This window comes from Arthrobacter sp. AL12, assembly GCF_029960645.1.
Lineage (GTDB): Bacteria > Actinomycetota > Actinomycetes > Actinomycetales > Micrococcaceae > Arthrobacter.
In genome coordinates, this window is sequence record NZ_JASBQY010000022.1 from 1 (window position 1) to 19,078 (window position 19,078).

Here is a 19,078-nt window from a genome sequence, read left to right on the forward strand (position 1 = left end):
ATCCGGGCTTCGAGCACCGGATTCCCATCGATCTTCCGGGCCTGCGCACGAGACCGCCGCTTCTCGGCCTTCACATCAGCGGTGACCGGCCGGTATCCCCGGGTCTTCGTGGAATTACGGCCACGCTCCCGCCACACTATGGTGTGATCCCGGCCAATATCGGCACCGATCCGCCGGTCCGTCCACCCCGCCTCGATGCCTACCGCAATATCCGCCCTGTCAGACATCGTCAACGCCGTGCGTCCCACCAGCAACTCCCACCGCTCAAACCAATGTTGTTGCTACGACGCTATGACACAGCCGGGTCCTCTTTTCCAAGTACGACTTGCACTGCAATGAACCTGCCTGAGTGTGGCCCTCGTTCTTTGAATCCACGTCGCGGGTGCCGCGCCTTGGCTGATCAACCGGCCGGCTCCGCGGCCACGTGGTTGACACGGTCATACCGTCAGGCCGCGCCGTTTCGGAGACTTCGCCAGGTTAGTGCTGTCCTGGAAGAAGGTGCGCGCTGCACTCCTCCGTGGTCGTGTTGACATCGCTAATTAGCGTGCGGGACAAGAACTCTGGCGCTTTTGGTTGTTAATGTTGGTTTAATGTGGGGTGGTCAATGCAAGATCACTGCGGCTAGCTATCAAGCCGATCCTTGGGAAATGAGCTTGCCGGCCGTTGTGTATCCGGCGTCAATGCATACTCATGATCCCGAACTAGCGACGGGTTGGGTGATCCTGATCCTGCCGCATCCTCAGTTCCTGACGACTCGAGAGTCGCAGGACCGGGGGCTGGTTCACTGCTGTAATAACTGTAAGCATACGAGTCCGGCCCCTTGCTGGGAAGCCGATTCAGGACCACTCCAAGGAGTTTGGCACCCACCATTTTCAGTCCGGCCAAGGATTTCTGCAAATCTTGGTGCTTGACTTTATGGGAGCCAACCACCAGCACCACGCCCCCAACATGCTGTGACAGGACGGCCGCATCTGTGACCGGGAGCAACGGCGGCGCATCGAGGATGACAGTGTCGAATGCCTGTTCCAATCTGTCGATGAGGTGATCCATCTCGACCGAACCAAGCATTTCACTGGGATTCGGTGGGATCTGGCCTGAGGTCAAAACGAACAGGTTGTCTTCTCCCCACGGCTGAAGTAGTTCGTTTACATCAGCTTCACCGACTAGTACAGTCGTAAGCCCCGCATTTCGATCGAGTCCCAGATACTCATGAACCATGGGTCGACGGAGATCCGCGTCCACGAGGCAAACGGTGCGTCCTGCCTGGGCCAGTGCGATTGCGAGGTTTATGGCTGTTGTGCTCTTTCCTTCGCCCGGCAATGAAGACGTAATCAGCACAGTCCTTGCCTGACCGGAGACGTTGGCGAATTGCAGGTTAGTGCGCAATTGCCGAAACGATTCGGCCCGTGGGCTCTGATGGGCCGCCTGCGTCAGCAAGGGCTTTCGGACGGCATCTTGGTCGAAAGAGATCCCGCCGAGAACTGCGGCGTCAGTGACGCTCCTCAAATCGGCTTCCCCTCTGATACTGAAGTCGAGAGTCGTTCTGAGCACCGCGGATGCAAGGCCCAACGCTAGTCCCACTGCAACGCCTAGTAACAAGTTCAAGCGCGTGTTAGGGGCAGACGGTGCCAGTGGTGCTTCTGCGGGAGTAATTATCGAGAGACTGACAGGCGAGGTCCCGCCGGTCTTCGGGCGTTCAAGCGAATCGACTGCTTTGATCAGACTATTGGCGACAGCTTCAGCGGTTGCGGCCGCCTTGGCAGGCGAGTTGTCCGCAACCGAGATATTGATCAAGACCGTGTTGAGGTCCGTGCTTGCCTTCACGTTCTTGGCGAGTTGATCGGCCGTAACAGTCAGGCCGAGCGAGTCAATAGCAGGCTGCAGCACGATGGGTGTCATGGCAGTCTTCACATACGACTGGACGCGTGCTTGGCTGAACGTGTTTCCCTGCTGCAATTCCTGAACTGAGCCAGAACTTTGAATTGCAACAAACAGCTGAGTTTCGGCTGTGTATGTTGGCTGAACCAAGACCGATATGGCACCACCGCCGAGGAGCCCTGTGAGAGTTGATGCGGAAATTAGAATCCAATTGCGGCGCGCAAGTCGCAGATAGTCGCGTAGGTCCAAAACCGGATCCCCCTGTGTCGATGGCTGGAGACCTGCCGAATGGCGCGCCACCAGAACGGCCTAATTCGTGCGTTCGAACTCATTGTATCGGCTGGTAGTCAGTCGATTTCACTGTCGTCGTGTTTGTGAGCCTGATCTCCAACCCGAAGCTAGTGTGGGGCGCTTAGTCGCTACGCCCGGTTCCCTGATCTCAGCGGCCGCCGAGCCTAGCGGACGGAGTACCGGAGCTGACTCGTCGTGCGGTAAAAATCCACGATTGGTGCACTTGAGGCTCCCGGCGCTCTTTGTGTGCAGCATCAACGAGCCGCTCCGGTGCCAACTCACCGCGTATCGAGATCCTCAAACACCAGAAACGTCTGGGTGTCCAGCACCCCGGGCATCGACTGCAGCTGGTCGAAGATCACCCGGCGCAGGTCGATGTTGTCCACGGCGCGCACCAGCAGGATGACGTCGAAGTCCCCGCCCACCAGGGCGATGTGGTGTACCTCGGGGATGGCGCGCAGCAGTTCGCGCAGCTCCCGCCAAGAATGCTGCCGGACCTTGAGGGTCACGTACGCCGAAGACTTGAGGCCAGCCTTGATCGGATCCACCAGTGCCGTGAACTTGGTCAAGACGCCCTCTCCGGTCAGCCGGGCGATTCGCGTGTAGGCGTGGGCGCGCGAGATGTGGACGTTCTCCGCGACCTGCGTGACGGACATACGCCCGTCCCGGGTCAGTTCCGCAATGATGTTGCGGTCCACATCATCTAGCGGCACCTCCGCTTGGTCTGTGTCGTCCTCTGCCATTCGTCCACAACCCCCGCCGGTAATCCAGCTCACACTTACGATTCGTCTTCCAGAATAGGACAAATCTATGGGCTTCTCCACGATTCTCATGACGGCTGGATACGAAACATCGTCCCGCGCCATACTTGGAACGAATAGTGGCTACAGAAGGACGGACCAATGACGATCTCGGCAGACCACACTGCGCAGCACCCGGCTCCCGAGGCCCAGACGCCAGGTGCCGCAGCACCCGGCCCTGCGCCGGAAGACGCCGCCAGCGAGGCGGTGCGCAAGTTCGGCATCACCGTCGAGGACTACATGCTGCCCGCGCGGCACCAGATCCAGATGGTGGGCCCGGACGGCACCCTGACCCCGCACACCGAGCAGGGCGCCCAGCCCGGCCACGAATACTCCCTCCCCGGCGACGATGAACTGCTGGCCGCCTACGAGCAGCTGGTCGTCGGGCGCCGCGTTAACGACCAGAACTCGGCCCTGGTCCGGCAGGGCCGCATGGCGGTCTACCCGTCCAGCCATGGCCAGGAGGCCTGCCAGGTCGCCGCCGCCCTCTGCCTGTCCGAGGGCGACTGGATGTTTCCCACCTACCGTGACTCCGTGGCCGTGATGGCCCGCGGCGTGGATCCCGTCCAGACCATGACGCTCTTCCGCGGCGACTGGCACGGCGGCTACGACCCTTCCCGACACAAGGTCGGCATCCAGTGCACCCCGCTGACCACCCAGCTGCTGCACGGCGTCGGCGTGGCCCACGCCGCCAAGCTGCGCGGCGAGGACACCGTCGTCCTGGCCATGTGCGGCGACGGCGCCACCAGCGAGGGCGACTTCCACGAGGCCCTGAACTTCGCGGCTGTGTTCCACCTGCCGGTCGTGTTCTTTGTCCAGAACAACCAGTACGCCATCTCCGTGCCGCTGGCTCACCAGTCCGTCGCGCCGTCGCTCGCCCACAAGGCCGTGGGCTACGGTATGGCCGGCGAACGCGTGGACGGCAACGACATCGTCGCTCTCCTCGCCGTGCTCGGACGTGCCGTTCGGCTCGCCCGGGAAGGCTCAGGCCCGCTGCTGGTGGAGGCCCACACCTACCGCATGCAGGCCCACACCAACGCCGACGACGCCACCCGGTACCGCCAGGACAGCGAAGTCGCCGAATGGGTGGCCAAGGACCCGCTGAGCCGGATGAAGACCTACATGACGGACCGCGGACTGCTCGACGACGACCGCGCCGCCGGGATCGCCGAGAAGGCCGAAGCCGTGGCGACGCAGCTCCGCGAAGGCCTGAGTGAAGAGGTCCCGGTGGAACCGCAGGACCTCTTCAAATACGTTTTCTCCACCCCTACACCCCAGCTGAAGGAACAGTCCGCCATGCTCGCCGACGAACTCGCCCGCGACGCTACTTCGAAGTCGGAGGTAGCTAAATGAGCCCCACCCTCACAACCTCGTCCGAGGCGAACGGCAACGTCAGCGCCGCCACCGCCCGCGCCGCAGCAACCGCTGCCGCCAAGGCCGAGCAAACCGGCCCGCAGACCATCACCCTCGCCAAAGCACTCAACACCGCCATGGCCGACGCCATGCACGCGGACCCCTCGGTCCTGGTCTTCGGCGAGGACGTGGGCATGCTTGGCGGCGTCTTCCGGATCACGGACGGGCTCACCAAGACCTTCGGCAAGAGCCGCTGCTTCGACACCCCGCTGGCCGAATCCGGCATCGTCGGCATGGCCGTGGGCATGGCCATGAACGGCATGCGCCCGGTCATCGAGATGCAGTTCGACGCCTTCGCTTACCCGGCCTTCGAACAAATCGTTAGCCACGTCGCCAAGATGCACAACCGCACCAAGGGCACCGTGAAACTGCCCATGGTTATCCGGGTGCCCTACGCCGGCGGGATCGGGGGAGTGGAGCACCACTGCGACTCCTCCGAGGCCTACTACGCCCACACCGCCGGGCTGAAGGTCTTCACCCCGGCCACCGTCGCCGACGGCTACCGGATGCTCCGCGAGGCCATCGACTCCGATGACCCCGTGATGTTCATGGAGCCCAAGAAGCTTTACTGGTCCAAGGACCAGGTGGACCTGGACGCGCTCCGCGCCGAACACGCCGAGAACACCGAACGCGGGACTTCCTCCGAGGGCCGGGCCGCCGTCGCCCGGCCCGGCACCGACGCGACGCTGATCGCCTACGGACCGTCCGTCCCGACGGCACTTGCCGCCGCTGCCGCGGCCGCCGAGGAGGGGCGCTCCCTTGAAGTGATCGACGTCCGCTCGCTCGTGCCGTTCGACGACGAGACCATCTGCGCCTCGGTCCGCAAGACCGGCCGCGCCGTGGTCATCGCCGAGGCCCACGGCTTCGCCTCCGTGGCCTCCGAGATCGTGGCCCGGGTCCAGGAACGCTGTTTCCACCACCTGGCCGCGCCGATCCGCCGCGTCACGGGATTCGATGTCCCGTACCCGGCGCCGAAGCTTGAGCACTACTACTTGCCCGGCGTGGACCGCATTCTCGACGCCGTTGACGACCTCCAGTGGGAAGACTGACCATGAGCGAACCCAAAGTATTCCTCCTCCCGGACCTCGGCGAGGGCCTCACCGAAGCCGAACTCGTGAACTGGCTCGTGGCCGTGGGCGATGAAATCCGCGTCGACCAGCCGATCGCCGAGGTCGAGACGGCCAAGTCCATGGTCGAGGTGCCCTCCCCGTACGCCGGCACCGTCGCCGTGCTGCACGGCGAGCCAGGCCAGACCCTCGACGTCGGCAAGCCGCTGATCTCGGTCACGCCTGTCGGTGCGGCGGCTGCGTCTGCCGCTGCCCCGGCGGCGGAGCCGGCTGGATCTGCTGAGATTGCCGCCGAGGTCTACCGCGAGGAAGAAAAGGCCGGGTCGGGGAACGTCCTGATCGGCTATGGCACGCCTGGTGGGCGCGGGGTTGCACGCAGGACCCGGCCCCGGAAATCTTCGGCCGGAACTGCCGTGGCCGAGCCGGTGGCCCAGGTGCCCGCAGCAGAGAAGGCTGCCGATGACCTGCTGCTGATGCGGACCCGGGTGCCCGGGAAGCTGGGAGCCGTTATTTCCCCGCTCGTCCGGCGGATGGCGCGCGACCATGGGGTTGATTTGGGCGAACTCCAGGGCTCCGGGACCAGCGGTCTCATCATGCGCCGCGATGTCGAGGCGGTTATCAAGCCCTCAACTGTCGAGCGCCCGGCGGTTTCGCCGGTCGAAGCTACTCCGGCATCAGTGGCTGCGACCACGGGAGACACCGACGTCCGCACCGGGCTGGGCATTACCGGGCGAACCGCCGTCCGGGGCGTCCGGAAGGCCGTCGCGGCGAACATGACGCGCAGCCGCTCGGAGATCCCGGAAGCTACCGTGTGGGTGGATGTGGACGCCACCGCCCTCGTGGAGATGCGTGCCGCCCTGAAGAAAGCGGACCCGGACCACACCCCGGGCCTGCTGGCGTTCATCGCGCGCTTCGTCACCGCCGGGCTCAAGAAGTTCCCGGAACTGAACACCCGGATCGTCACCACTGAGGACACCACCGGCGGCGCGTCCCAGGAGATCGTCGCCTTCGACGGCGTCAACCTCGGCTTCGCGGCCCAGACCGAGCGCGGCCTGATGGTGCCGTCGGTTCGCAACGCCGACAAACTCAGCGCCCGCGAACTAGACGCCGAAATCCGGCGGCTCACCACCGTGGTCCGGGAGGGCAAGGCCAGCCCCGCCGAACTCGGCAGCGGCACCTTCACGCTGAACAACTACGGCGTCTTCGGAGTGGACGGCTCCGCCGCGATCATCAACCACCCAGAGGTCGGAATCCTCGGCGTCGGACGCATCATCGACAAGCCTTGGGTAGTCAATGGCGAGCTCGCCGTCCGCAAGGTCACCGAGCTGACGCTGACCTTCGACCACCGCGTCTGCGACGGAGGAACCGCCGGCGGCTTCCTGCGCTACGTGGCCGACGCGATCGAGAACCCGGGGACGGCGCTGGCTGACATGTGAAAAGCGAGAAGTCGGCCTCGCGCCGAGCCGAATCACATTTGGCCTAATGATGATTGACGGGGGAGCCATTCTTGCCAAGCAGTCCATGGTGGCTCGTACGTCATTTGAATACGAATGTCGATGGGATTGGCGGACGTCGCGCCCCACGAGACCTGTCTCGGCCGCGCCGGGGCACTTAACCGGTCTTATTGGACGTATTCATTGCCGACCCGCATGAGTTCGGATTGAAGGACCCTCCCAGCCATGTGCTGCACTTCCGAGATCCAAAGGTCGTAGGGTTGCCCCTCGGGCGGGACCGTCAGTTGCGCATCGGCGTGCCAGGATTTAGTCCTTTGGATCTCATCGGACGGAACGAACCGTCCGTAGTGCGCTGTGGCATTACGCCTGGCGTACCAAGCGCGCACAAATTCGTAAAGGCTTTCTGCCGGCCGCACCGATGACCCTTCGTCGTAGTGACCGGGCGCGGAGAAGATTCTGTCTACTATCAACTGGTACACGCGAGGTGCGGCGCGGTCTGTGCGTTGTCCATGCGGCCAAACGCTTCCATCCAAGAGCGTAACCACTTGATCCGGGGCAACTCGCGCAATTGCGAGAGTCTCCATGGCGGACCAGAGCCTGAAGTACTTTGCGTCCTTCGACTGCTCGGCCACAGCTTCACCGAACAGATCGACACATAGCTTCAGGACTGGGTCGTTCTGCACAGCAGCGTGCTGGCTTAGAAGATCAGCCTGGTTTTCCCCCGATATGAACCCGCCCAGTAGGTTGCCACGGTAAGGCGGATGATCGAATCTGAACTTTGTTGTCACGGTGCCATCGGCTTGACGTTGAGCAATCCACGTGACTGTAGGCCGACCCCTAGCGCCTCGGTTGATCGCCATGACAGAGAGCAGGTCATCACGGGCCCTGGAGCTTGTTGCGTCCGCTTCTTCGATGTCAGCCGCGTAGACGGAGCCGCAGACGACTACCGCAACTGGGTGATCATGGGCGAACCGCTGCACCCAAATGGCGCCGCGTCAGACAAACCAAGCGCATCCAGTGTTTCCAGCATCAAACTACGCGCATCGAGGCCGCCAGGGCGGGTTTCTGTGCCGTAGATTCTGACGCCAGGAAGCTTCATCTCACTCTTAATCAAGAGGCCTTCCACCAGATGCACTATCTTGTGCTCTTTTGCGTTAGGCGCTTCGGGGTCACCCAGCGATACCTCGTATCGGCGCCTCAGCTTTTCTGTGACCTCGTCATACCGGAGATTGATCTCTGCAGACGACATCGGGACTGGATGCTCAGGATCCACGATGCTGATCATTGCTCGCTCGAGAACTTCCCTGTTCCCCGAATATTGCACAGCTCCCACGTAAATCAGGGTCTCTCCCACCACGGTGGGCATTGGAAAAGTTCCTCGAGCGGTTCCATCAGGGTCCATGACGAGCGGGTAGCTCCCCATCCAACGTTCTTCCACGGAGTCAAGGCCGTGTATCTCTGCGACTATTTCCGCTGCCGAAGCGGGCAGGTTCATCACAGTAAGTGTGAGCTCGTCGCCCGGGGAGAAGATCAAGGGATGAATGGTGCCGTGCGCTGTTGCCATCCCCAGATCCTATAAGGCACAGCGACTTCAGAAGCTAGCGGGTAGATCGCTTAGAGTCAGGGTGGTTGGGTCCCCAGATAGAAGTCCAGTGTCTGTGTGAGTTTCGTGTCCGAGAATGGACACAGGAGGAAATTCACGAATCATGGCACGCAGACACACCCCCGAGCAGGTCATCGCTAAGGTCCGGCAGGGACAGAAGATGCTCAACGACGGACGCCCGATGGTCGAGGTCATCAAGGAGCTTCAGGTCACCGAGGCGACCTGGTACCGGTGGCTGAATCAGTACGGGTCCGAGAAGACCGCCGAGTCATCCAAACGGACCAAGGAGTTGGAGAAGGAAAACGCCCGGCTCAAGCGGCTGCTGGCGGAGAAGGAACTCGCCATCGACATCCTGAACGAGGTCGCGCGGGGAAAATTCTGAGCCCCGAACCCCGCCGCCGCGCCGTGCGCATGGCGGTGGAGAAGTTCGGGGCATCTGAACGCTTCGCCTGCGCGCTTCTGGGCCAGAACCGGTCAGCGTTCCGCAAGAAGAAACCCGACATGGGCTTCGAGGAAGCGCAACTCCGAACGGAGCTGCGCGCCGTGGCGGTGAAGCATCCGGCGTGGGGCTGGCGGAAGGCCCGCTGGCACCTGCTGGCACAGCCCGAGTGGGACGGCGTGGCACTGAACAGGAAGCGGGTGCGCCGGCTCTGGCGCGACGAGGGGCTGACCTGCAAACCCAAGGCGCGGAAGAAGCGCCGCACCGGGCCCGGCGCCGGGGAGCAGAAGCGGCTCACAGCCGAGTACCCGATGCACGTGGTCAGTTTCGACTTCCAGTCCGACGTGACCTCCTGCGGCCGGCACATCCGGTTCTTCAACGTCATCGACGAATACACCCGCACCGCGCTGGCCATCATCCCCCGCCGGTCATTCAAAGCCGCCGACGTGGTCGCGGTGCTGGAGAACATCATCGCCGAAACCGGCACCGCCCCGGCCTACGTCCGGTGCGACAACGGGCCCGAGTTCACTGCTGAGGCACTGGTCAGCTGGTGCGACACCGCCGGGGTCGACACCGCATTCATCGACCCGGGATCACCCTGGCAGAACGGCTTCATCGAATCCTTCAACGCCCAATTCAGAAGGGAACAACTCTCCGGAGAAATCATGGACAGCATGGCCGAAGCCAAGTATTTGGCGGAGGAATGGAAAGCTATCTACAATCATGAACGGCCCCACGGATCCCTGGACGGTATGACGCCGAAGCGCTACTGGGAAAACTGGACGCAAGAGAACAAATTAGCTATCGCATAGACGCTGGACTGCTAACGGGGGCCCAACCAAGGGCACGACTTATGGGGAATCACTGAGCGCGTGCGCTCATTTCATTTCGGCTGCGTTCTTGGTTGCCGCGATCTTCGTCGCCTTGATGCGGCGTAACCTTGTGCCGCGGGCTATCACTTTTGCTGGCGTTCGGCATAATCATCGCCGCCGGGTCCTGGTTCTCCGGGCTTCCTCAGAGCGAGGACGACGACGACGAGCGGTGAAGCCATCAAGTAGTTGGGGGAGTGTCATCGCGCGCCGGTAGGATGTGCCTAGTCTTGAGTCTAAATATGGGGGAAGTATGGCCACGTCCACGCTCAAAAAAAGAAGCTCGATGGCGGTAGGCCTCAAGAAGCCCAACCTTCGGCGCGACATCCAAGGCTTGCGTGCCCTGGCTGTTCTGGCCGTTATTGCAGATCACCTATTCCACTGGCCCACAGGCGGCTTTGTTGGAGTTGATGTCTTCTTCGTGATCTCGGGCTTCCTGATTACTGGACTACTCCTGCGCGAGCATGAGAAGACCGGAACAATTTCTTTCAGGAGTTTCTACGAGCGGCGTATTAAGCGCATAATGCCGGCGGCGCTCCTTGTCCTTGTAGTCACCATGGCGGCGTCATACTTCCTCATCGGTCGTGGCAGGATCATGGATACCTTGTGGGACTCCGTGTGGGCGTTGTTCTTTGCAGCCAATTGGCGCTTCGCTGCCCAAGGAACCGACTATTTCCAGGAAGGTTTACCTCCGTCGCCAGTGCAACACTTCTGGTCGCTCGCAGTAGAAGAACAGTTTTACGTGGTCTGGCCGTGGCTGATGCTGGGCATCCTGGCGCTGGGGGTGCGTCGTTTCGGTTGGGGACCGGGCCAGAGGAGGGCTGCAGTAGCAGTTGCAATCGCCATCATCACGGTGCTTTCGTTCGCTTGGGCGATGTATGAAACCCTCGAAAATCCCACGGTCGCCTACTTCTCGACCGCTTCCAGGGCTTGGGAGCTGGGCATCGGTGCCCTGATCGCGGTTGTTCAACGGGGGCTTCACTTCCGGCACGCCGCCGTCCGCACTTCGCTGGGCTGGGTCGGGTTCTTGGGGATCCTGTATTCGCTGTTCGTGGTCCCCGCATCTGCCGGGTTCCCGGCTCCGTGGGCATTACTCCCCGTGCTTGCGACCGCGCTGGTGATCGTGGCCGGCGTCGGCGGGGATCAGGCCCGGCTGTGGCCCCTGACGAATCGCGGCAGTGCGTATGTAGGCGAGATTTCCTATTCGCTGTACCTCTGGCACTTCCCGGTGCTCGTTCTACTGGTCGCCGTGCTGCCTACGGACAATGTGCTCTACTACTTGGCTGCGCTTATCTTGACGGCGGCGTGCGCGTCCGCGTCCTACCATTGGCTTGAGAAGCCGGCGCGGAAGGCGCAGTGGTTCCCGGCAAAGAATCGACCCCTCCCCACAGACTCCCGCCTCGGCTGGCAGTATGTTGGTTTGGGGGCGCTTACGCTTGCGGCGGTCGTCGCCGTTGGGGCCGCGTTGACACCCGTGAAGTGCGCACGTCAAGTTTCTGAGACAGTTTCATCGTTGTTTTTCGGTTACGCGGCCAGGGGTTCCTGATCGCGGGTCTGGTGGGCGGTGAGGGCTGCGGCCGGGGTCCGGTGGCCCGCTCGGGCGTTGGGCCTTTTGCGGTTGTACCAGGACTCGATATAGTCCATGACCGAGGTTCGGGCGGCGAGCCGGCTGGTGAAGCTGTGGTGGTGGTAGAACTCGGTCTTCAGATGTGAGAAGAAATTCTCGGCGACGGCGTTATCCCAGCACACGCCGACCTTGCCCATGGATTGGGTGACGTTGTTCCCGGCGCACCAGCCCTGGAATTCGGCAGAGGTGTACTGGGTGCCGCGGTCCGAATGGAAGACCGCCCCGTCCACGTGCAGGTAGCCGTGATCGCGGGCCATGGCCAGCGCCCCGGTGCACAGCTCGGTGCGCATGTGCCGGTCCATGTTCCAGCCGATCACCATGCCGGTGCAGAGGTCGATCACGGTGGCCAGATACAGCCAGCCCTCGCCGGTCTTCAGGTACGTGATGTCCCCGCACAGCCGGGTGCCGGGCACATCCGAGGAGAAATCCCGCTTGCCGTTCTCATCGAGCATATGGTTCTCGATATGGGCGGTCTTCGCCTGCGGATCCTGCTCGGTGGTCTTCTTCCACGCCCGGGTCCGTACGGCCCGCAGGCCCTGCTCGCGCATGATGGCCCCGACGGTGGGTTGGGAAACGCTGATCCCGTCCTTCTTGAGCATCCGGGTCAGCTGATCCCTGCCGGCCTTGCCGGCGGCGTCCTTGAACTTCCCGGCCACAGCTTCCACCAGCGCCTGGTGCCGCACGGCCCGCGGGGACGGGCCCGCAGGGTTGCGCCACCGGTAGAACGAGGCCCGGGAGACCTTCAGGGCCCGGCATAGCCAGGCGACGGGATGGTTCGCCTTCTCCGCTTCGATGAACTCGTAGAAATCCTCTACCGTTGCTTCGCTGCAAAGAAGGCGCTGACTTTTCCCAGGAACTCGATTTCCTGCTTCAGCCTCGCGTTCTCGGCCAGCGCTCTCTGATGCTCTTCCCAAGGAACGGCTGCCTTCTCCCCGGCCGCGAACCGGTCAGGATGATCCTCCCGGTACTTGCGCACCCAGGTCCCCAAAGTGCCCTCGTTCACCCCGATATCCGTCGCCACCTGGGCGATCGGACGACCCGAGGAAATCACGAGCTCCACGGCGTCGTCCTTGTACTTCTGGCTATACCTCTTACGGTCGGTCATGCGAAGAAGGGCTCCTAACAAGCTGTCTCACAAAACCATACGGCCGCAGAAGCTTCCTGCCGAGGCTATTGCATTTACGCCCCTGCCCATTACTGGCACCACTGCGGCGGCTGTTCCCGCTGCGCAGAAATGCCTGGGTGCCGCGGCCATGGACGAGGCTCTGAAATGTCCACCGGCTGCTGGCGAAGCTGTATCTCCCGACCCGGGGAGCATGGCCAAAGATACCGCCGGCGCATTTGACTGCTGGATCGATCAGGGTAAACCGATGAAGGTCTGCTCCTATGGGGAAGCCAAAGAAGGAACCAAATCTGTCGCCCTCTTGGGCGATAGCCACGCGGCAATGCTCTTGCCCGGACTCCAGACGCAGTTGGCTGCCAACAACTGGAAGCTGGACAGCTACGTCGGGTGGGGCTGTCAGTGGATGGCGACTGGGACCGGAAGCGAATGCGACGGCGCCATGCAATCCATTCAAAATCGCCTCACAACTGGTCCGAAATACGACGTCGTTATTGTCAGCGGTGCCCGGCACAAAACAGCAACAGACAAGGCCTGGGTGTCAGAGATGTATGCCAAGGCATGGGCTCCGGTGGCCGAGCGCGGGACCAAGATCGTGGTCGTAGCGGACAACCCAAGCGTGACTGACGCGGCGCTTCAATGCGTAAGCCGCGTTGGGTTCTCAGTCAAGGACAATGATTGTGCCACATCGACCAGGGACGCTTTTGCTGTGGTCGACCCTCTTGTCAAGGCCGTGGACCAGGTCCCGGGTGCTGCTCTCGTTGATCTTCGTTCGTTCTTCTGCAATGACACAGAGTGCCCGGTAGTCATTGGAAACGTGATCGCCTACCGAGACACCGTTGGTCACATCACGGGGACCTTCAGTAAGACACTTGCTCCATACCTGGTCAGCTCAATCGTCGCTGCCACCGGCTGAGCGGATGTTGTTCCGGTCTTATGCTCTCGGCTGCGTACCTGGCGCTAGCATCTCACCTCGCGGCGCTTGGGAAGCACCTACAATTAGGGCAACTACTTCACTGGGGGAACCATTAACGCTAAGCAAAAGTTCGCTATGTACTCGGCCGTCATTCTGTTCGCCGCCGCGATGTTCTGCGCAGTCGAGTCCTGGGTGGGCCTCGCCGTGGCGTTCTTCGCCCTCGGCATCATCAGCGGCGTCGCAACCTGGGCGCTCGGCTTTGCTGTCCGGTCGGACGCCGCTGAGGAAGAGTGGATGAACGCTATCCGCTAGGCCGGTACGTCGCGGGTGAGGTTCCAGGCCGCGAGCTGCCCGACGTCGATAGTGCCGGCGCCCGACTGTGCCGTTACCTGCACGGTCAGCGAGGTCGTCAGCGGCGGGACGACACCTTCGATGTAGAACTGCCCGTTGGTGTGGTCGGAGCGCCAGCCGTACAGCGGGCACAGGCGGCGCAGTGTGGTCGATCCGTCGAACAGCAATTGGAGTTCGACGACGCCGGTTCCTGCTTCGAGGTTGAAGTTGAAGCGGCCCGTAAACGCGATGCGGTCCCCGACGCTGAACTTGGCAATTGCCACGCCGGTCTGGAGCCAGCGGGTAGATGCCCCGGTGAACGCGAGACGCTGAACTGAGCCCAGCCAGTTCGGTCCGTGACGATGGACGCGGTGGAGGTCGTCGCCGTACCGGAGAGGGTCCATGCGTCCGCTACGCCGTCCGCGTTGGTGTCCCCAATGAACATGCCGTTGGTCAGCAGGTTCGGTGTGGCGGCGTGCTGGGAGCTGGCGAAGGGGAGCGTGTAGGCGGGGAGTACCTTGTCCAGGACGGACGCGGCAAGCTCCGCCATTTTCTTAGCCCCGAGCGCCGACGTGTGGATACCGTCATCCTGCAAAGCCGCCTGATAGAAACCGGTAGTGGGGCTTACCAGGACGGAGTGGTAGTCGATCAGGTGCGCGCCGGTCTTGGATGCCAGCCGCTTGATGGCGACGTTCATCTTGTCGATCTGTGCCAGCAGCGTCGTGTCGTTGCGGGGCGGGATGGTGCCGATCAGGGCGATAGCGCCGATCTGGTGCGCCCGGTCGATCATGGTCGTGAGGTTGGCGACGGTCGTTGCCAGCGGCATTCCGACGTTGGTGGTGTCGTTGGTGCCGCCGAGAATGTGCACAATGCGGGGGTTGTAGGCGGTCACGTCCGTCTCGAACCGGGCGAGCATCTGCGTGGTCGTCTGCCCGCCGATACCGGAGTTCTGCGCGTACTGAAGCTTCCCGAGCCGGGAGCAAAGCTGGTTGAAGAACGAGCTTCCCCCGAGCCGGATACCGCCGACAGACTCAGGCAGCGGCGCCGATGTGCGTTCCGTGTGCGAGTCGCCGATTCCGACGATTGCCGCGCCGCCCAACCGTGACCGCCCATAGGTCGTGACGGCCTCGGCCTTGTCCAGCTTCGGCGTACCAAAGGTGGCAGAAAGTGCCGCAAGGACCGGTTGCCGCAAAATTACCACCATCCCGCTTTCGTCGGGTGAGTTTAATCGGATCTGAGATAGAGATTATCGAGGATAGCCACTGACCGCTGGTGGCACGCCGGCGCCGGATTGTTGACCCCGAAATCAGGGGCATGGCCGTACGCAACAGCACCAAGCTTACGCTCCCATCTAATAACTAGACGATATGAAGTGCGGTGGGCCGGTCCTGACGTAGGACTGGAACCTCGGGTTCAAAGAGTTTCGTGGGTTGCCGGTCCGGGTCTTTCCGCACGTAGGTGCGGGGGTGTGGACTGGCAGAGCCACATTTGAACGTTTGGAGGTTCCAGCCATGAATAAGCGTACTTACGTCGGTTTGGATGTCCATGCACGCAGCGTGAAGGGCTGCGCGATCGACCACGATACGGGTGAGATCCTCAGGCAGAGCCTGGCCGCCAACGATGCCGGGATCGCCGAATGGGTTTCCGGATTGCCGGGGCCGGTTCTCGTTGTCTATGAGGCAGGCCCAACCGGCTTCGGATTGGCCCGGCTACTGGCCAGTGCAGGGATCGAGTGCCTGGTTGCGGCACCCTCGAAGCTTCAGCGGCCGCCCGGAGACAGGGTGAAGACCGATGCCCGCGACGCCGAGCATCTGGCCCGGCTGGCTCTGCTCGGACAGATAACATCCGTGCGGGTTCCTGGCCATGCCGATGAAGCGGCCCGTGATCTGGTGCGTGCCCGCGAGGACGTCCGCGGGGACCTGATGAGGGCCAGGCATAGGATCTCGAAACTCCTGTTGCGCCATGGTCAGGTCTACTCCGGCGGTCATGCCTGGACCAACGCCCACCACACCTGGCTGCACCGGCAACACTTCGAAGACCCTGCCCTGCAGGCCGCCTGCGAGGCAGGACTGGAGACCGCGGAACTAACCCTGGACCTCAGGAACCGTTTGGATGCGAAGATCACGGCCCTGGCGGCAACCGATCGTTATGCGCCGGTGGTGCGGGCTCTGATGTGTCTGCGCGGAATCTCGGTGCTCACCGCCGTCGGCTTGGCAGTGGAAATCGGCGACTGGACCCGCTTCACCGGCAGCACCATCGGCGCCTATCTGGGGCTGGTCCCCTCCGAACATTCCTCCGGTGCTTCCCGGTCCCAAGGAGGCATCACCAAAACCGGGAACACCCACGCCCGCCGGCTGCTCGTCGAGGCCGCCTGGCACCACTGCCGCCCCTACAACAACGCCAGCCGCGACTTGCGCGCCCGTTGGGACGCAGCCGACGCGGTGCGGCCGTATGGTTTTGTGAGACAGCTTGATAGGAGCCCTTCTTCGCATGACCGACGGTAAGAGGTATAGCCAGAACTACAAGGACGACGCCGTGGAGCTCGTGATTTCCTCGGGCCGTCCGATCGCCCAGGTGGCACCGGATATCGGTGTGAACGAGGGCACTTTGGGGGCTTGGGTGCGCAAGTACCGTGAGGATCATCCTGATCGCTTCCTCACCGAAGAGAAGGCAGCGGTGCCTTGGGAAGAGCATCAGAGAGCGTTGGCGGAGAACGCGAAGCTGAAGCAGGAAATTGAGTTCCTGGGAAAAGTCAGCGCCTTCTTTGCAGCGAAGCAACGGTAGAGGATTTCTACGAGTTCATCGAAGCGGAGAAGGCGAACCATCCCGTCGCCTGGCTATGCCGGATCATGAGGGTCTCCAGGGCCTCGTTCTACCGATGGCGCACCCCGACGGGCCCGTCCCCGAGGGCCGTGCGGCACCAGGCGTTGGTGGAAGCTGTGGCCGGGATGTTTAAGGCCGCCGCCGGCAAGGCCGGCATGGACCAGTTGACCCGGATGCTCAACGAGGACGGGATCAGCGTTTCCCAACCCACCGTCGGGGCCATCATGCGCGAGCAGGGCCTGCGCGCCGTACGGACCCGGGCGTGGAAGAAGACCACCGAACAGGATCCGCAGGCGAAGACCGCCCATATCGAGAACCACATGCTCGACGAGAACGGCAAGCGCGACTTCTCCTCCGAGGTGCCAGGCACCCGGCTGTGCGGGGACATCACCTACCTCAAGACCGGCGAGGGCTGGCTGTATCTGGCCACCGTGATCGACCTGTGCACCGGCATGGTGATCGGATGGAACATGGACCGGCACATGCGCACCGAGCTCTGCACCGGCGCGCTGGCCATGGCCCGCGACCACGGCTACCTCCACGCGGACGGGGCGGTCTTCCATTCGGACCGCGGCACCCAGTACACCTCTGCCGAATTCCAGGGCTGGTGCGCCGGGAACAACGTCACCCAATCCATGGGCAAGGTCGGCGTGTGCTGGGATAACGCCGTCGCCGAGAATTTCTTCTCACATCTGAAGACCGAGTTCTACCACCACCACAGCTTCACCAGCCGGCTCGCCGCCCGCACCTCGGTCATGGACTATATCGAGTCCTGGTACAACCGCAAACGGCCCAACGCCCGAGCGGGCCACCGAACCCCGGCGGCAGCCCTCACCGCCCACCAGATCCGCGATCAGGAATCCCTGGCCGCGTAACCGAAATACAACGATGAAACTGTCTCAGAAACTTGACGTGCGCACTCGTCCTGCGGTAACCAACCCGCGCATATCAGTCTGACAGCGCACTCCGTCGATCACGACGCGCCAGCCCACCGGACCAAGCAGGGAACGGACACAAAAGAGCGGTCCAAGACAAGCCAGCCCTGGACCGCTCACCCCTGCCCTCTTGACAAGGAACGCCTACATATCAGGTGTGGGATGTGAGCCACCGGTGGCTTGCTGCGCTACGGCCCACACGTTCCAGACACGTAGGACGGTGTACTGGAGAAGACCAGAATGCGGCGAGCAACGCGCGGGAGGAAGACCTCCCCCGCGGGGCCAGCTTCCAGCATCCGGCCAGCTCCGGTGAGTACAATCGAGGGCAGAACATCGCACCAACAACACCGGAACAACACCGGAATACGGGAGATATTTCATGTCACGATGGCTCGAAGTTGGCCCGGACAACTACGTCCTGACCACCCAAGGTTCCCTGCTCAACACCGGCCTGGTCGTCGGCTCCGAACGCGCCCTGGTGATCGACACGGGCGGCGGGCCGAGGCAGGGACGCGAGATCCTCGACGCCGTGCGAGAAAAGACGCAGTTGCCCCTCGTCGTGGTCAACACCCATGCCCACTACGACCACTGCTTCGGCAACGCGGTGTTCGCCGCCGCGGGCGTCACCGAGTTCTGGGCGCACGAGAACTCCGCCGCCGAAATCGAAGAGAATGGCGACAGTCAACGCCGCGCCGTCGTCACCGATGAACCGGAAATGGGTGCAGGCGAGGGCGACAATGTGGAATTGGTGGTCCCGAACGCCATCGTGAAGGACCAGCCCGTCCTGATGGATCTCGGCGGCCAGTCCGTCACGCTCTTCTACCTCGGGCTCGGACACACCGACGGCGATCTATTGGTGGGCACGGCCACCACCCTCTTCGCCGGGGACCTGGTGGAGCAGGGCGCACACCCGTCCTTCGAGGATTCGTACCCCGAAGAATGGGCGGACGTCCTCCGGCATGTCTCGGCCCTCCGCCACCGGTATGAATTCTTGATTCCCGGGCACGGCGAGCCCTGCAGCGACCAGTTCGTCAAGACCATGGCCAACACGATGACCACGGCGGTGCGGCAGGCAACCCAGGCGACACGGGAGACCCCGGACGACGCCACCAAAGCCATCCCGATCCTGCCCTATGGGCCGGAGCAGTCCCGCTGGTTCATCAAGCGTCTGCAGGAGACCCGCGCGCACCACTGAGTCGCGGAGAGCTTGGGCGCGTCGGTGGACAACTTAGGTAACCCGTAAGTAACCTCGTGGTGGATCCGCAACCTAGGGTCCAATCCCGCTAGCGCTCAGCTCGCCCGGAGGATGGGGATCCCAAGGCGCGTCAATGATGACGCTGTTCCCAGGAGGTCTCACCTGTGACTCTGCCCGGTTATGTCTTAGCCCTGTGCATTCTGACGGGAAGCCTTGCGCTTCTCGCCACCATTTCGTACCTGATCCTTCGCCTCAAACGCAGACGGCAACTGTCCGTCCTTGAACGACAGGATTCCTAAGTCGTGCCATACATCGACA

Annotated in this window: 18 protein-coding genes; 11 read left to right on the forward strand and 7 right to left on the reverse strand. The window is 62.7% G+C overall.

Features of this window, described 5'->3' with window-relative positions:
* The 3 genes from QK291_RS17460 to QK291_RS17470 all read right to left on the reverse strand — a co-directional run.
* Positions 1-248, reverse strand: a 248-nt coding sequence (locus tag QK291_RS17460) for a helix-turn-helix domain-containing protein (protein WP_282384038.1), incomplete at its 3' end; no start/stop codon positions are given.
* Between the two features lie 373 nt (positions 249-621).
* Entirely contained in the window at positions 622-2,127 is a 1,506-nt protein-coding gene (locus tag QK291_RS17465) for a polysaccharide biosynthesis tyrosine autokinase (RefSeq protein WP_282384039.1), read from the reverse strand.
* Positions 2,128-2,447: 320 nt separating this feature from the next.
* Positions 2,448-2,912 carry an Lrp/AsnC family transcriptional regulator gene (locus QK291_RS17470; RefSeq protein WP_282384040.1) on the reverse strand — a complete coding sequence of 155 codons (465 nt, stop codon included), beginning with the start codon at positions 2,910-2,912 and terminating at the stop codon, positions 2,448-2,450.
* Positions 2,913-3,071: 159 nt separating this feature from the next.
* Here QK291_RS17470 and pdhA point away from each other — a divergent pair, with 159 nt between their 5' ends.
* From pdhA to QK291_RS17485, 3 genes are read left to right on the forward strand one after another with little or no spacing between them, the layout of a single operon-like run.
* Positions 3,072-4,322 (forward strand): pyruvate dehydrogenase (acetyl-transferring) E1 component subunit alpha, encoded by a 1,251-nt coding sequence (pdhA, locus tag QK291_RS17475; RefSeq protein WP_282384041.1) that lies wholly within the window; start codon positions 3,072-3,074, stop codon positions 4,320-4,322.
* Complete coding sequence (locus QK291_RS17480) at positions 4,319-5,431, forward strand: alpha-ketoacid dehydrogenase subunit beta (protein ID WP_282384042.1); 1,113 nt, start codon at positions 4,319-4,321, stop codon at positions 5,429-5,431. The genes pdhA and QK291_RS17480 overlap by 4 nt, the downstream gene beginning before the upstream one ends.
* 2 nt (positions 5,432-5,433) lie before the next feature.
* Positions 5,434-6,885 carry a dihydrolipoamide acetyltransferase family protein gene (locus tag QK291_RS17485; protein WP_282384044.1) on the forward strand — a complete coding sequence of 484 codons (1,452 nt, stop codon included), beginning with the start codon at positions 5,434-5,436 and terminating at the stop codon, positions 6,883-6,885.
* A 961-nt stretch (positions 6,886-7,846) separates the two neighbouring features.
* On the opposite strand, the gene QK291_RS17490 is transcribed toward QK291_RS17485, so the two are convergent.
* Positions 7,847-8,467 (reverse strand): hypothetical protein, encoded by a 621-nt coding sequence (locus tag QK291_RS17490; RefSeq protein ID WP_282384045.1) that lies wholly within the window; start codon positions 8,465-8,467, stop codon positions 7,847-7,849.
* Positions 8,468-8,609: 142 nt separating this feature from the next.
* Here QK291_RS17490 and QK291_RS17495 point away from each other — a divergent pair.
* Positions 8,610-9,757 (forward strand): IS3 family transposase gene (locus tag QK291_RS17495; protein ID WP_282384046.1). Its coding sequence is split into 2 segments (ribosomal slippage): positions 8,610-8,874 and positions 8,874-9,757, totalling 1,149 coding nucleotides; the frame shifts between segments, so codons are not numbered across the junction.
* A gap of 310 nt (positions 9,758-10,067) precedes the next feature.
* A complete protein-coding gene (locus QK291_RS17500) occupies positions 10,068-11,360 on the forward strand; it encodes an acyltransferase (protein ID WP_282384047.1) in 1,293 nt (430 codons plus the stop codon).
* Here QK291_RS17500 and QK291_RS17505 read toward each other — a convergent pair.
* Both QK291_RS17505 and QK291_RS17510 read right to left on the reverse strand, forming a co-directional pair.
* On the reverse strand, positions 11,339-12,355 hold the full coding sequence (locus tag QK291_RS17505) for an IS3 family transposase (RefSeq protein WP_282384048.1): 1,017 nt from the start codon (positions 12,353-12,355) through the stop codon (positions 11,339-11,341). The two genes, QK291_RS17500 and QK291_RS17505, sit on opposite strands and share 22 nt — an antisense overlap.
* The gene (locus QK291_RS17510) at positions 12,253-12,546 is read right to left on the reverse strand and encodes a transposase (protein WP_282384049.1); all 294 of its coding nucleotides are present in this window, start codon (positions 12,544-12,546) and stop codon (positions 12,253-12,255) included. The genes QK291_RS17505 and QK291_RS17510 overlap by 103 nt, the downstream gene beginning before the upstream one ends.
* A gap of 211 nt (positions 12,547-12,757) precedes the next feature.
* Here QK291_RS17510 and QK291_RS17515 point away from each other — a divergent pair, with 211 nt between their 5' ends.
* On the forward strand, positions 12,758-13,477 hold the full coding sequence (locus QK291_RS17515; RefSeq protein WP_282384050.1) for an SGNH hydrolase domain-containing protein: 720 nt from the start codon (positions 12,758-12,760) through the stop codon (positions 13,475-13,477).
* 135 nt (positions 13,478-13,612) lie between these two features.
* Complete coding sequence (locus tag QK291_RS17520; protein WP_282384052.1) at positions 13,613-13,789, forward strand: hypothetical protein; 177 nt, start codon at positions 13,613-13,615, stop codon at positions 13,787-13,789.
* A 97-nt stretch (positions 13,790-13,886) separates the two neighbouring features.
* Here the strand turns inward: QK291_RS17520 and QK291_RS17525 are convergent, their stop codons facing one another.
* Positions 13,887-15,011, reverse strand: coding sequence for a GDSL-type esterase/lipase family protein (locus tag QK291_RS17525; protein ID WP_282384054.1), 1,125 nt, complete (start codon positions 15,009-15,011; stop codon positions 13,887-13,889).
* 307 nt (positions 15,012-15,318) lie between these two features.
* Here QK291_RS17525 and QK291_RS17530 point away from each other — a divergent pair, with 307 nt between their 5' ends.
* The 4 genes from QK291_RS17530 to QK291_RS17545 all read left to right on the forward strand — a co-directional run bounded on the left by QK291_RS17530 (position 15,319) and on the right by QK291_RS17545 (position 18,760).
* Complete coding sequence (locus QK291_RS17530) at positions 15,319-16,311, forward strand: IS110 family transposase (protein ID WP_282384056.1); 993 nt, start codon at positions 15,319-15,321, stop codon at positions 16,309-16,311.
* On the forward strand, positions 16,298-16,591 hold the full coding sequence (locus tag QK291_RS17535; protein ID WP_282384057.1) for a transposase: 294 nt from the start codon (positions 16,298-16,300) through the stop codon (positions 16,589-16,591). The genes QK291_RS17530 and QK291_RS17535 overlap by 14 nt, the downstream gene beginning before the upstream one ends.
* A gap of 17 nt (positions 16,592-16,608) precedes the next feature.
* Positions 16,609-17,505, forward strand: coding sequence for an IS3 family transposase (locus QK291_RS17540; RefSeq protein WP_282384095.1), 897 nt, complete (start codon positions 16,609-16,611; stop codon positions 17,503-17,505).
* A 439-nt stretch (positions 17,506-17,944) separates the two neighbouring features.
* Positions 17,945-18,760 carry an MBL fold metallo-hydrolase gene (locus QK291_RS17545; RefSeq protein WP_282384059.1) on the forward strand — a complete coding sequence of 272 codons (816 nt, stop codon included), beginning with the start codon at positions 17,945-17,947 and terminating at the stop codon, positions 18,758-18,760.
* Positions 18,761-19,078: the final 318 nt, after the last annotated feature.

Coding starts and splice junctions, on each gene's coding strand:
- QK291_RS17520 (WP_282384052.1), top strand. CDS start 13,613: ATGTACTCGGCCGTCATTCTGTTCGCCGCCGCGATGTTCTGCGCAGTC.
- QK291_RS17510 (WP_282384049.1), bottom strand. CDS start 12,546: ATGACCGACCGTAAGAGGTATAGCCAGAAGTACAAGGACGACGCCGTG.
- QK291_RS17500 (WP_282384047.1), top strand. CDS start 10,068: ATGGCCACGTCCACGCTCAAAAAAAGAAGCTCGATGGCGGTAGGCCTC.
- QK291_RS17470 (WP_282384040.1), bottom strand. CDS start 2,912: ATGGCAGAGGACGACACAGACCAAGCGGAGGTGCCGCTAGATGATGTG.
- pdhA (WP_282384041.1), top strand. CDS start 3,072: ATGACGATCTCGGCAGACCACACTGCGCAGCACCCGGCTCCCGAGGCC.
- QK291_RS17525 (WP_282384054.1), bottom strand. CDS start 15,011: ATGGTGGTAATTTTGCGGCAACCGGTCCTTGCGGCACTTTCTGCCACC.
- QK291_RS17490 (WP_282384045.1), bottom strand. CDS start 8,467: ATGGCAACAGCGCACGGCACCATTCATCCCTTGATCTTCTCCCCGGGC.
- QK291_RS17530 (WP_282384056.1), top strand. CDS start 15,319: ATGAATAAGCGTACTTACGTCGGTTTGGATGTCCATGCACGCAGCGTG.
- QK291_RS17485 (WP_282384044.1), top strand. CDS start 5,434: ATGAGCGAACCCAAAGTATTCCTCCTCCCGGACCTCGGCGAGGGCCTC.
- QK291_RS17480 (WP_282384042.1), top strand. CDS start 4,319: ATGAGCCCCACCCTCACAACCTCGTCCGAGGCGAACGGCAACGTCAGC.
- QK291_RS17515 (WP_282384050.1), top strand. CDS start 12,758: ATGGCCAAAGATACCGCCGGCGCATTTGACTGCTGGATCGATCAGGGT.
- QK291_RS17535 (WP_282384057.1), top strand. CDS start 16,298: ATGACCGACGGTAAGAGGTATAGCCAGAACTACAAGGACGACGCCGTG.
- QK291_RS17545 (WP_282384059.1), top strand. CDS start 17,945: ATGTCACGATGGCTCGAAGTTGGCCCGGACAACTACGTCCTGACCACC.